Origin of the sequence: Sporosarcina sp. NCCP-2222, assembly GCF_023168145.1 — a bacterium.
In the GTDB taxonomy this organism is placed as follows: domain Bacteria; phylum Bacillota; class Bacilli; order Bacillales_A; family Planococcaceae; genus Sporosarcina.
In genome coordinates this window covers 18,946-31,127 of sequence record NZ_BQYK01000017.1, presented here as the reverse complement: position 1 = coordinate 31,127, position 12,182 = coordinate 18,946, and the positions used below count along the sequence as shown (strand labels likewise).

Here is a 12,182-nt window from a genome sequence, read left to right as displayed (position 1 = left end):
AAGTATAGTGGATTGAAATTAATTAGCTGGATACATTGAAAGGGAATTTACACAAGATTAAGGACTTGACTGCGGATTCGAGCGGTTCGGGAATAATAGGGCATCTGAACCGCGGGGATTTCCTAATAATTGTATATTCAACGTCGCGCCGAATGCTTTTGACCATTCAAGGGGTTGGTCTTGGAATCGAAATTATGATCTACACGGATTGTTTCTAATTTTATTTACGAGCACTCCGCCCCATACTACCTTGTTTTACTAACAGCATCCGTTCAACATGATAGATCATGAAAGCTCCCGATCGTAATAAGGTTTCCTTCTTTCTCAAGCTTTGTGTGCTTGTAAGGAACTGAGCTCAATTTCTCGTATTTTTCATTCCAAATGATCTCAATAAAATGAGATGAATCGAGAAGAAGACGTTCAGGAACCATGTTCTCGAATCGATAACATTCGTTAGGATATGTTTCATCTAACCCCAATAATTCAAGAACATCTTGTTCAATTGCCATGCCGCCAATTTTAAACTCATACACGGAATATAACTGTTTAAGGAAATTTGTGAAGTCCGGCATTTCCTCTTTTTTTATTCCGATTTGAGCCCATTCCGAGGCATCAAAGATCGAACCAAAAAACCAAAAATTAACCAGTACTGCATTTGAAGAGACCCTTTCTATTTGTAACGTTGCTCTTCGTTTCCTGGACAAACTGACGTAGACTCTCAATTGCAATGAATGCATGTAAGATGATTGAGGGTCTTTTTCATCACAGGGATACCCTCTATCAAACAAATCAAGCATTTCACCGACGTTTTTGTCATAGATTTCTATCTTACTTCTGACCTTTGACAAATTCATAATAATATCCTGTACTGTTTCCTTTTTCTCTTCTCCCAGTTCCACCAAGAAACTAATTTCAAGAAACGGACCGCCCTTTAACCACTCGGGTTCATGCATCTGTTATCCCTCCTTCGTTTTCGGCTATATAATGCATAAGAAAAGAGGATCTATGCTCATCAGCTGAACATAGTATCCTCTTTAGTATAGTCTATTTAAATTAACGGGTAAGGTCGAACTGCTTGATAACTTCGTAGAGGTCTTCGGATTGTTTTTTCAACTCGATGGCCATGTGATCGGTTTGTTCGATCGATTTGACCTGTTCGTCCGTGGCGGCTTGTACTTCTTCAGCGCCTGCGGATGTTTCTTCGGCGATGGCGGCGACTTCCTGTGATTGGATGGCCGTCATTTCAATGTTGGCGAGCTGGTTTTCGACGAGTTTGGTGATTTCGACGACGGCGCCGGCCATTCCATTGACTTTGTCTGCCATGGATTCTACATTGCCGCTCGTTTCGTTCGCACGGTTCGCTTCCGCTGCAGCCGTTTTTACTTGCTGTTCGATTTCCTTCACCACTTTGGTTACGTCGGACTGGATGGTTTGGACCAGTTCCGATATCATGTGAACGGATTTGGCACTTTCGTCAGCGAGGACGCGGACTTCTTCAGCGACGACGGCGAAGCCTTTTCCATGTTCACCGGCACGGGCCGCTTCGATGGATGCGTTCAAGGCGAGCAAGTTCGTCTGTCCCGCAATGCTGCCGACCAATTGAACAATTTCACCAATTTTTTGCGCGTTTTGATCCAATTGACGAATGGTAGTCAAAGAGTGTTCGCTCTGCAGGGACATGTTCCGGATGCCATCCACTAAAATGCGGAATACATCGGTTGTCCGTTCCAATTCTTTGAGCATCTCAGCAGAGCGGACAGATGAATCTTCTGCACGGCTGCTTACTTCGGCTGCCAACATCCGAACGTCTTCAATCGCTTCCGCTGTTTCCTGGATGGCGACTGCGGATGATTCTGCTCCAGCAGAAATTTCGGCGATGGTCGTCGCGACCGCATCGGCTTGTGTTGCGGCTGCACCCGTTTCAGTTGTTAACCGATCAACCGTATGGGCAGTTTTTTCAAAGTTCGTTTCAATTTGTCCGACAATCGTCCGGAGATTCAGCACCAATTGTTGAAACGCTTCCGCAACCGAACGGATTTCGTCCGAAGAACGCGGCAACTCGATATCAGTGCCAATTTTTCCATCTGCCACTTGAATGGCCGCCTTCTCTAGTCTTTGCAGCGGCTTTGTCAGAATCGTACTGAATAATCCAGCCAAAATTCCCGACCACATAATCCCTAAAGCATATGTAATGATGTCAAACCAAAATGGCTTGATGTTTGGAAAGAATTGCGGGCCGATAAAATTAATGAACACAGCACTCGTTGAATAGGTGACGATTGCCAAAATCGTAACGAATAGGACGAGTTTTTTCCGCAATCCGAATTTTTTCCCCTTCTGTCTGTTCATGCCTTACTCCTCCGTTAACTTCTTCTCTAATAAATCCATATACACAGTCAGTTCCTCATACGTTTCCCGATAGACCAGCAAATTTCCGCCGAACGGATCCTGTACGTCCAAATCCCCTTCCGGCTTTGTATACTCCTTCAGCGTAAACAGTTTTCCATCTGCCTCAGGGAACCGATGCAGCACGGCCTGTTTATGGCCTTCCGTCATCGTTAAAATGAGGTCGGCCCATTCCACATCTTCTCGTGAAATTGCTCTGGAATGAGCGGTATACGGCATGTCCATTTCTTGAATGAGCGTTTCCGAATGAATTGAAATCGGAAAACCATCTGCCGCATGCAGCCCTGCTGATCGAACCGAGATGCCTGGAATGTTTTTGGAACGCAAAATCGCTTCCGCCATCGGGCTGCGGCAAGTATTACCCGTACAAATCAAATAAATATTCATATAAATCACCTGCTTATATTTAGAATAACCGAAAACCATGTAGAAAGAAACAAAAAATTTAACGAATACATGACAATATTCCCATAATCAACAGCGCGGCACCCGCCAATTTCCTCAATATATTGCGATAGCGTGTCCCAAAGTTCCCCCGAATCAAAAGAGCTAAGCTAGCAAAGAAAAATGACAAGGAACCGGAGGCAATTATAAATAACAATTTGTTCAGTTGAAGCATTCCAAACGAAACACTTACCGAGAACGTGTCCAAACTGACCGCCAGTGCTATGAAAAACGGGTGAAGCTGCCGTTTCAGCAATTCATTGTCATCATTTTGCAAAATCATTTGTATTCCAATCAAAGCAAGTAAAACACCCGAAAGCAAATTGCTCCAGACTGAAAATAGATTCAGCGTCAAATGACCCATGAAAAAACCCATAAACGGGAATGCCATATTCAAGACGGCTGTCCATAGAGCGAGCATAAGCCTTCCCTTGCGCAATTGCAATAAAGAGTAGATAACGATGACGTCAATTGTTGTAATACATGCCGCGATTAATTCGACCAAAGAAAAGACCCCCCTGCCTGTCGCATCTGTCCATCCTATGCGACTGCCAGTGAGGTCATTCATCTTTCATTACAAGGGAAATCTTTTTCCGTCTGCAGCTTTTGTCAAACGGTTCATGACGGCAGCACCGACGCCGGACATCTCGGTCTCGGCTGCAAGAATAATATCTGCTTCCGTCACATCACATTGGCGGATCGCCCGGTATAAAGTAGAGGCCATCGCCTCCGGCTTATGGAGAGGGCCAACCGCGAAGTACCAATCCGCTTCAGGGATAGTAAATTCATCCGGACCGATGACAGCTACTTTCTTTCCCTCTGCATGCAATAACCGAACCGCTTCCGCTATTTTTGCTTCATCCGGTGCGATGACAAATAACGGGGATTCTGGCGCGTAGTGCATGTATTTCATCCCAGGAGCACGCGGGGCTTGATCATCAGCCACACCGCTTTCCGTATGAATTGGGCCAATGACGGACTCGATCATTTCTTTTGTAACGCCACCAGGACGCAGGATCGCAGGGGGCGACACGGTCATATCCAGTACGGTCGATTCTACGCCGACACCCGTTTCACCGCCATCTAAAATGAGTGGAATGCGGCCGTGCAAATCCTTTAACACATGGCCCGCTTCCGTCGGGGAAGGCTTGCCGCTCCGGTTCGCGCTAGGCGCGGCGAGCGGGCCGTCCAAAGTCTGAAGCAATTCAAGTGCAACCGGATGATCCGGCATGCGCAATCCGACCGTTTCAAAACCGGGCGTCACGCTCTGCGCAATGACACCCGGCCGTTTATGGAAAACAAGCGTCAATGGGCCTGGCCAGAATTTCTCCATGAGCTTGTAGGCATCGTCCGGAATTTGGATAGCGTATTGTTCTACCGCTTCCCGATTGCCAATATGTACGATGAGTGGATTATCAGAAGGACGGCCTTTCGCTTCAAATATCTTCCTTACGGCCTGCTCATCTGTTGCAAGAGCCCCGAGACCATAAACCGTCTCTGTCGGAAATGCGACCACTCCGCCTTCATTCAAAATATCCACCGCCTGTTGATAACTTTTTTCGTTATCCAACAAGTTATCCACTTTGATGATTAAAGTTTCCATTGTTCGAACCCCCGTTTATACACAATTCACACTAGTTATCCACATTTCCAGTGGATAACTTTATGAAAATAAACCTTTTATCCACTCCCAGAGGAAAAATGTGACCTTTTCTTCTTCCTGTTGTTCTTCTTTCGCCTTTTCATCCGGAAAGCAAACATTTTGGAATAACGCACACCACCAGTTATCCCCACGGCCACTGCCAATCGTTAAAATGTATGCTTCATAGGGGGCTTGCGGTGTGATATAAAATCCCGACCGCTTTGCCGGAAAAAGAGCGGCTGTCTTTTCGAATGTAATCGATTTGCCTTCCGCTTTCCATTCCGCGATTCTAGTAATCTCATCTTCTAAACTGTCCATGCGCTCTATAAAATCAGCCTGTGATGAGGCTTGCGTATAAGCTTCCTTAATGAGCGGCTCGATTTCCATTCTGATGGATTCCTTCACTTGCTGGTCCGCCGGTGTGTTGGAATTTGCCAAAATTCTGACGCGAAGTGCATCTTTCGGCATATCTTCCCCAGTTAAGAAAAGTATTGCTGACTGGATCATAAATAAGATAAGAATAAATTCGATAATGGAAACCCATTTATTTTTCTTGTTTTCCGAATTAATAATGTTATAGTCTTGCAACATGTCAATCCCCTCCTGACCTCATTGTCGCCAGCGTCAGAAGAGTTTATTCATACAATCTCACAAAATATCATTCGGTCCTTACCGTTAATGTCTTTTAGCGTTTCAATAAACGCATCCGGGAATGCGTGCGAAAACAACGCGTGTACAGATTCCCCTTGCTGATGCCCGATTTCAACGCCGATCAAAGCCCGTTTTCCCACAAGATCCGGCAGCTCCTTCGCCAGTCTTTTATAGAAGAAAAGGCCGTTCTCTTCCGCGAATAACGCATGATGCGGTTCAAAGTCGAGAACGGTTTTGGACATCGTTTGCGCTTCCTCCATTGCGATGTAAGGCGGATTGGATAAGATCACGTCCCATGTCTTCCCAGCCAGAGGCTCTGTTAGATCTCCTTTAATAAAGACAATTTCCGCTTGATTCCGGAAGGCATTCCTTTGGGCAACCGCCAGTGCCTCTTCGCTAATATCGACCGCTGTTACCTCTGCATCCGGCCGCTCTTTTTTGAATGAAACCGCGATGGCCCCGCTCCCTGTTCCAATGTCCGCCACCCGGATTGGTCCTGCGCCAAAAAGTTTTTTTGCTCGGAGTAAGGCGCCATAAACGAGCTCTTCAGTTTCCGGTCTTGGAATTAACACATGTTCGTTCACTTCAAAGGAATATCCGTAAAACTGTTCTTCACCGATAATATGCTGGACTGGTTTTCCTTCCAGCAATTCATTCAACCCGTTCCAGAAATCGCTTTTTTGCTTAGGCGTTAAGGGTTCCTGCATATCCGCAAGCAGGGCGGCGCTAGATTTCCCCGTAATAAATCGCATGAGCCATTGTGCTGCATGGGCATCAAGTTCCTTGGATTCCAATAAGGACTCCGCTTTTTTCAGCGCCTCGAAGATTTTTTCGGTCATGCCTGATCCAAACTTTCCAATCGGCGGGCTTGATCTTCCATAATCAATGCGTCGATCACTTCGTCCATTTTCCCCTCGATAATTTGGTCTAGTTTTTGAATCGTCAAACCGATTCGGTGATCCGTTACGCGGTTTTGCGGGAAATTATACGTACGAATCCGCTCCGACCGATCCCCTGTCCCTACAGCTGATTTACGCTTTTCATCGTACTCCGCCTGCGCTTCCTGCATGAATTTATCATAGACACGGGCGCGAAGAACTTTCATCGCCTTCTCTTTGTTCTTGATCTGCGATTTTTCGTCTTGGCATGAAACCGTGATTCCCGTAGGCAAATGCGTTAGCCGGACGGCAGACATCGTCGTATTGACCGACTGCCCCCCAGGTCCGGAAGAAGCAAAGGTATCAGTTCGAATGTCTTTGTCATGAATTTCAATCTCCACTTCCTCTGCTTCGGGAAGTACTGCAACAGTAGCAGTAGATGTGTGAATCCGCCCGCCTGATTCCGTTTCCGGTACACGCTGGACACGATGCGCCCCGTTTTCATATTTCAATTTGGAGTAAGCACCAGAGCCGTTGATCATAAAGATGATCTCCTTGAAACCGCCAAGCTCAGTCGGTGAGGAGTCCATTACTTCCACTTTCCAATGGTTCATTTCAGCAAAACGGCTATACATGCGGTACAAATTGCCAGCAAATAGAGCGGCTTCGTCACCGCCCGCAGCGCCGCGGATTTCCATAATAACGTTTTTATCATCGTTCGGATCTTTCGGCACTAGCAATAGCTTCAGGCGCGCCTCCAGCTCCTCTATCGAATCCTCCAGCTCGCCGACTTCCATTTTCACAAGCTCTTTCATGTCATCGTCGAGCGGCTCGTCCAGCATGCCTTTCGCACTCTTCAGCTGCGTGGTCGCTTCTTTATATTCACGGTACGCATCAACCGTATCCTGCAAGTCGGACTGCTCCTTCGAATACTTCCTTAACTTTTCCATATCACTAACAATTTCCGGATCGCTTAGCAATTCATTCAATCGCTCATACCGGTCTTCCACTGCTTGAAGCCTATCAAACATATTGACACCTCATTATTCAGGACTGTTTTGTACGTTTATTGTACGGGATAAAACGGCGTAAATACAGTGATTTATTCGCCTTTCCCCGTTTTTCAGGGAGGATGGGAGGGATTTTTGAGTTGTTCGATGAGGTTTTATGTTTGTGCGAGCTTGCGAATATAAAATATGGGCTTCGACTTCTTCCCTGTGCTCCCGTGATCAATGAAAACTTCTTTTTAACCGTTCATTGCCTACCTGGTTTTTTCGGACCGCTCGTATATTCTGGTAAACGCTCGTTTATCCCCTTGAACCACTCGTATAATCCGGCGACCTCTCGTTTATCCCCTGAACCGATCGTATAATCAAGCAACCGCTCGTTTCTTGCTGCGAATCACTCGTATATCTGTCTGAACCGCTCTATTAATATCACCGGGTAGACTTATGTGTTTTCTCATTCTCTAGGAACGGTGTGTAAAAGGGGATAATAAAAAATTCGCGGCAGAATAATAACGATCAAATATTCCATTTCGCGTTAAATGCCCTTTACAAATCAAAGGTTGGTTTACACAGCCGGACTGCACTGCTCATGCACGGTCTTCCATTCCCCCCAAATCCCATACAAAAAAGCAACTCACCCCCCATGGATTAAGTTGCTTTTTCATTCTATTCGATTAGCTGCTTGGCAGCGGTAACACCGCTTGGGACTTCGTGGTGTTTTCGGCATCGGGCTTCGTATGCTTCGGAAGCACCTACGAGGATAATCGGATCGTCGTAGCCTGCCGGTTTGCCGTTGATGAGACGCTGCGTCCGGCTTGCCGGGGATCCGCAGACGGTGCAGACAGCTTGCAGTTTGGTGACGTTTTCGGCGATAGCCATGAGGCGGGGCATCGGACCGAACGGTTCACCGCGAAAATCTTGATCGAGTCCGGCTACGATGACGCGGAATCCTTCGTCCGCCAAGTCCGTAACGATGTCGACGATGGCTTCGTCGAAAAATTGGGCTTCGTCAATCGCAATGACGTCTAAGTCTTCTGAAATGTATTCTTTTATATCACATGAATGGGCGACCGGTGTCGCAATTACAGTTGAACCGTTATGGCTGACGACGGCTTCTTCACTATACCGGTCATCAATTGCCGGTTTGAAGACTGCGATCTTCTGCTTTGCAAATTGTGCCCGCCGCACGCGCCGGATCAATTCTTCCGATTTTCCCGAGAACATGCTGCCACAAATCACTTCTATCCATCCGCCTTGCATTGTTACGTACATGTCGTTCCCCTTCCAGTCGCTTAATATGTATCGTTGTCTGTCATTAGTTGTCGAATGTATATCATACCCGAAAATCAATTTGAATTGACGTCTTTTCTTTGCCCGAGGAATATGTTATGTGGATAAGCCTGTTTTCCAGACCGATTCTTTCGCTATTTGTGGATAACTATTAAATAAAACCGGAAATGTGGATAACCTTGTTAGTAACCTACTACATATTGTGAATAAGTTGTTGGTATGGTTTTAAAAAATGTGCATATTACTGTGCATAGTTTGTGGAAAAACGAATTTATTTTCCCTCAATAACTGCAATTATTTTGGCATTCTTTTGCTTCCAATTTTTTCGATACCTATACAAAATCAAAAATCCGCCATGTGCGGTGGCACACGACGGATTTTGTAATGTCGAGCTTATTATTGGCCTTCTTCTTTGATGCCATATTTTTTGTTGAAGCGGTCGACACGGCCGTCCGCTGCAGCGAATTTTTGGCGTCCAGTGTAGAATGGGTGGCATTCTGAACAAACTTCGACACGGATGTCTTCTTTTACAGAACCTGTTTCGAATGTATTACCACATGAACAAGTTACTTTTGAAAGTTTGTAATTTGGATGAATTCCTGCTCTCATCGGTCTCTCTCCTCTCGCCCTGAACCATCTGGAACAGAGTATTATTGTAGGGGTTGTCCAACCATTAAGATTGGCAACAAATTTATAAGACTGATGCCTTACACGACCCGATATGCCAGCCGTATATGCAGCAGATGGTCGAAACCATACTCTAAGATTATATCAAAACAGGTGTCCGCATGCAACTAGTTGATTCGAAAAAATATTTCCGATCAGAGCAATCCTTTGCCATTGCGATGAGCTTTCATTTCCTCATTGAGCTTCTCGAAAAACTCTTCGTTCGACTTGGATTGCCGCAGCTTTTTCAGGAAACGCTCCGCAAAATCTGGCGCGTCGGAGAATGTCTTCCGGATCGCCCATAGCTTCTCCAACTGTTCGGAAGGAATAAGCAATTCCTCTTTCCGCGTTCCGGATCTGCGGATATCGAGCGCCGGGAAGATACGGCGTTCGGCAAGGCTTCTGTCGAGATGGAGCTCCATGTTGCCCGTCCCTTTGAATTCTTCGTAAATGACTTCGTCCATCCGGGAGCCTGTATCAATCAATGCCGTAGCCAAAATAGTCAAACTGCCGCCTTCCTCCAAGTTACGTGCTGCCCCGAAGAACCGTTTCGGACGGTGGAATGCCGCCGGGTCGATCCCCCCTGAAAGTGTACGTCCGCTTGGCGGAATGACAAGGTTGTACGCTCTTGCCAGACGTGTAATGGAGTCCATCAAAATAACGACGTCCCGTTTATGTTCGACGAGGCGCATCGCCCGTTCAAGTACAAGCTCCGCCACTTTGACGTGGTTTTCCGGCACTTCATCAAACGTCGAGCTGACAACGTCCGCTTTTACGGATCGTTCAATGTCCGTCACCTCTTCCGGACGTTCGTCAATTAACAGCACAATCAATTCCGCGTCCGGGTGGTTCGTTGTAATGGCGTTGGCAATCTCCTTCAACAGCATCGTCTTACCGGCTTTTGGCGGTGCCACAATCAATCCCCGCTGGCCGAAACCGACCGGAGAAACAAGATCCATAATCCGTGTGGATAGTTTGTTCGGCGTTGTTTCCAGTTTAATATGACGGTCTGGATATAAAGGCGTAAGAGCCGGGAAATGAACGCGCTCCCGTGCAACTTCCGGATCTTCCCCGTTTACCGCTTCGACTTGGAGCAGTCCATAATACCGCTCATTTTCTTTTGGCGGCCGGACTTTCCCTGTCACTTTATCCCCATTCCGAAGATCAAATCTACGAATTTGGGAAGCTGAAATATAGATATCTTCTGAACTCGGAGAATAATTGATTGGACGTAAGAATCCGTATCCTTCCGATTGGATGATTTCAAGAACTCCTTCCATGAAGAAAAAGCCTTCTTGTTCGGCTCTTGTTTTCAAAATAGCAAAAATGAGCTCTTTTTTCGTCAGCTTGCCGTAATACGTGATCTTGTACTGCCTGGCTAATGAATACAACTCTTTCAGTGTCATATTCTCCAGTTCAGCGATTGTCATTACTGTCATAAGTTTGGCACCACTCTTTTTTTAATTGATAGGTTATGTGAGGTTGTTGCAGTTGGGTAGGCGATCCTTTTCATAGAAGTTTGCCCGGCCAGAAAGCCGGGCAGTTGAGGTTGTTATCTAGGAAATTCCTAAGAGACTACCGTGGATAACTCGTACCTTATCTCTTTTTCGTTTAATTAAAGCACCAGTTTCGGTTTCTTCTGCATGCTGTGACGCCCTTCGACGAAGCGGATGGTTCCTGATTTGGAACGCATGACAAGCGAATGAGTTTCGTTGTATCCGCCTGTGAAGCGAACCCCACGAAGCAATTCGCCATCTGTAACGCCCGTTGCTGCGAAAATGGCGTCGTCCCCTTTGACGAGGTCTTCCATGCGAAGTACTTGGTTAATGTCGATACCCATTTTCTTGCATCGTTCCAATTCTGCGTCGCTCGTAGGTACGAGACGTCCTTGAATTTCTCCTCCGAGACATTTCAAGCCGACTGCTGCGATAACGCCTTCCGGTGCTCCACCTAAGCCGAACAGAATGTCGACGCCCGTGTCATCGAATGCCGTGTTAATGGCAGCTGCCACATCCCCATCATTGATGAGTTTGATTCTTGCTCCTGCTGCACGGATTTCTTCGACAATTTTCGAATGGCGATCACGATGAAGAATCGTGGCGACTACGTCTTCGATATCTTTGTTTTTCGCCTTTGCGACTGCACGCAAATTATCAGTAACAGATGCGTCGATATCTATCTTGCCGACTGATTCTGGGCCGACTGCGATTTTATTCATATACATATCCGGCGCATGCAAAAGATTGCCTCGGTCTGCAATTGCAATAACCGCCAATGCATTCCATCCGCCTGATGCGACAATGTTCGTTCCTTCGAGCGGGTCGACTGCGACATCCACTGCCGGTCCGTGGCCCATCCCTAGTTCTTCACCGATATACAGCATCGGCGCTTCATCCATTTCCCCTTCACCGATCACTACGACTCCTTGCATCGGTATCGTATCGAACACAGTGCGCATCGCGGTTGTTGCGGCATCATCCGCTTCATTTTTTAACCCGCGTCCCATCCAGCGGGAAGCTGATACTGCCGCCGCCTCTGTTACACGTACTAATTCCATCGATAAACTGCGTTCCATTGTAAGTGTTCCTCCCGGGTTTACGGTCTATTGATTCAATCCGTAAGTTTTGTCACCTAATAGTATAGCACAATACGGTCTTCCTGAATCAATTGCGTTACACCATTTCTCATGATGCTATGCTATTTATTCTTTTACGACGGCTTCTTCCGGAACCGTCTCCTTCCAAATGTCCGCCCCAATGCCTTGCAGCTTTTCAATTAACGAGCCATAGCCGCGTTCAATATGCTGGATTTCTTGGATTTCAGTTTCGCCGTTTGCACAAAGCCCTGCAATTACGAGGGCAGCCCCTGCGCGCAAATCGGACGCCCGGACTGTTGCTGCTTCCAGCTTAGTCGGTCCTGACAAAATGACCGATTGGCCTTCCACCCGGCTGTCCGCATTCATGCGGCGCAATTCATCAATCTGCTTAAAGCGGGCTGAATAAATTGTGTCCGTCACGACGGATGATCCGGCCGCCTGGGTGAGCAAGACGGAAAACGGCTGCTGAAGATCCGTTGGGAAACCTGGATAGACAAGCGTTTTGACGTCTACCGCTTGGAGCTTCTCGGTTTTCGGAATGAAAATCTGTTCTTCCCCTTCCTCGACTTCGACACCCATTTCCCGCAATTTCGCCGTCACCG

At 46.7% G+C, this 12,182-nt stretch carries 12 protein-coding genes and 1 pseudogene; all 13 read right to left on the bottom strand.

Annotated features, from left to right (window positions below; translation table 11 throughout):
• Positions 1–272: 272 nt before the first annotated feature.
• Positions 273–953 carry a hypothetical protein gene (locus NCCP2222_RS20430; RefSeq protein WP_248514238.1) on the bottom strand — a complete coding sequence of 227 codons (681 nt, stop codon included), beginning with the start codon at positions 951–953 and terminating at the stop codon, positions 273–275.
• Positions 954–1,053: 100 nt separating this feature from the next.
• A complete protein-coding gene (locus tag NCCP2222_RS20425) occupies positions 1,054–2,349 on the bottom strand; it encodes a methyl-accepting chemotaxis protein (RefSeq protein WP_248514237.1) in 1,296 nt (431 codons plus the stop codon).
• Positions 2,350–2,352: 3 nt separating this feature from the next.
• Positions 2,353–2,793, bottom strand: a complete 441-nt coding sequence (locus tag NCCP2222_RS20420; protein ID WP_248514236.1) for a low molecular weight protein arginine phosphatase — start codon at positions 2,791–2,793, stop codon at positions 2,353–2,355.
• Positions 2,794–2,851: 58 nt separating this feature from the next.
• Positions 2,852–3,355 carry a manganese efflux pump MntP gene (locus NCCP2222_RS20415; RefSeq protein WP_248514235.1) on the bottom strand — a complete coding sequence of 168 codons (504 nt, stop codon included), beginning with the start codon at positions 3,353–3,355 and terminating at the stop codon, positions 2,852–2,854.
• Positions 3,356–3,424: 69 nt separating this feature from the next.
• Positions 3,425–4,453: an L-threonylcarbamoyladenylate synthase gene (locus NCCP2222_RS20410; protein ID WP_248514234.1), complete on the bottom strand. Its 1,029-nt coding sequence runs from the start codon at positions 4,451–4,453 to the stop codon at positions 3,425–3,427.
• Positions 4,454–4,513: 60 nt separating this feature from the next.
• Positions 4,514–5,083 carry a stage II sporulation protein R gene (locus NCCP2222_RS20405; protein WP_248514233.1) on the bottom strand — a complete coding sequence of 190 codons (570 nt, stop codon included), beginning with the start codon at positions 5,081–5,083 and terminating at the stop codon, positions 4,514–4,516.
• 47 nt (positions 5,084–5,130) lie between these two features.
• The gene (prmC, locus tag NCCP2222_RS20400) at positions 5,131–5,982 is read right to left on the bottom strand and encodes a peptide chain release factor N(5)-glutamine methyltransferase (RefSeq protein ID WP_248514232.1); all 852 of its coding nucleotides are present in this window, start codon (positions 5,980–5,982) and stop codon (positions 5,131–5,133) included.
• Positions 5,979–7,052 carry a peptide chain release factor 1 gene (prfA, locus tag NCCP2222_RS20395; protein WP_248514231.1) on the bottom strand — a complete coding sequence of 358 codons (1,074 nt, stop codon included), beginning with the start codon at positions 7,050–7,052 and terminating at the stop codon, positions 5,979–5,981. The genes prmC and prfA overlap by 4 nt, the downstream gene beginning before the upstream one ends.
• Positions 7,053–7,694: 642 nt before the next feature.
• Positions 7,695–8,300: a thymidine kinase gene (locus tag NCCP2222_RS20390; RefSeq protein ID WP_248514230.1), complete on the bottom strand. Its 606-nt coding sequence runs from the start codon at positions 8,298–8,300 to the stop codon at positions 7,695–7,697.
• Between the two features lie 414 nt (positions 8,301–8,714).
• A complete protein-coding gene (gene rpmE / locus NCCP2222_RS20385; protein WP_184205288.1) occupies positions 8,715–8,927 on the bottom strand; it encodes a 50S ribosomal protein L31 in 213 nt (70 codons plus the stop codon).
• Between the two features lie 212 nt (positions 8,928–9,139).
• A complete protein-coding gene (gene rho, locus NCCP2222_RS20380) occupies positions 9,140–10,423 on the bottom strand; it encodes a transcription termination factor Rho (protein WP_238078739.1) in 1,284 nt (427 codons plus the stop codon).
• Between the two features lie 176 nt (positions 10,424–10,599).
• Positions 10,600–11,559 (bottom strand): class II fructose-bisphosphatase, encoded by a 960-nt coding sequence (gene glpX, locus NCCP2222_RS20375; RefSeq protein WP_248514229.1) that lies wholly within the window; start codon positions 11,557–11,559, stop codon positions 10,600–10,602.
• A 126-nt stretch (positions 11,560–11,685) separates the two neighbouring features.
• Positions 11,686–12,182 (bottom strand): annotated as a pseudogene (locus NCCP2222_RS20370) (UDP-N-acetylglucosamine 1-carboxyvinyltransferase); the annotation flags it as partial.

Excerpts from the sequence above, each read along its gene's own strand:
- glpX (WP_248514229.1), bottom strand. The coding sequence starts at position 11,559 with ATGGAACGCAGTTTATCGATGGAATTAGTACGTGTAACAGAGGCGGCG.
- prfA (WP_248514231.1), bottom strand. The coding sequence starts at position 7,052 with ATGTTTGATAGGCTTCAAGCAGTGGAAGACCGGTATGAGCGATTGAAT.
- NCCP2222_RS20410 (WP_248514234.1), bottom strand. The coding sequence starts at position 4,453 with ATGGAAACTTTAATCATCAAAGTGGATAACTTGTTGGATAACGAAAAA.
- NCCP2222_RS20425 (WP_248514237.1), bottom strand. The coding sequence starts at position 2,349 with ATGAACAGACAGAAGGGGAAAAAATTCGGATTGCGGAAAAAACTCGTC.
- NCCP2222_RS20405 (WP_248514233.1), bottom strand. The coding sequence starts at position 5,083 with ATGTTGCAAGACTATAACATTATTAATTCGGAAAACAAGAAAAATAAA.
- rho (WP_238078739.1), bottom strand. The coding sequence starts at position 10,423 with ATGACAGTAATGACAATCGCTGAACTGGAGAATATGACACTGAAAGAG.
- NCCP2222_RS20430 (WP_248514238.1), bottom strand. The coding sequence starts at position 953 with ATGCATGAACCCGAGTGGTTAAAGGGCGGTCCGTTTCTTGAAATTAGT.
- prmC (WP_248514232.1), bottom strand. The coding sequence starts at position 5,982 with ATGACCGAAAAAATCTTCGAGGCGCTGAAAAAAGCGGAGTCCTTATTG.
- NCCP2222_RS20420 (WP_248514236.1), bottom strand. The coding sequence starts at position 2,793 with ATGAATATTTATTTGATTTGTACGGGTAATACTTGCCGCAGCCCGATG.
- NCCP2222_RS20390 (WP_248514230.1), bottom strand. The coding sequence starts at position 8,300 with ATGTACGTAACAATGCAAGGCGGATGGATAGAAGTGATTTGTGGCAGC.
- rpmE (WP_184205288.1), bottom strand. The coding sequence starts at position 8,927 with ATGAGAGCAGGAATTCATCCAAATTACAAACTTTCAAAAGTAACTTGT.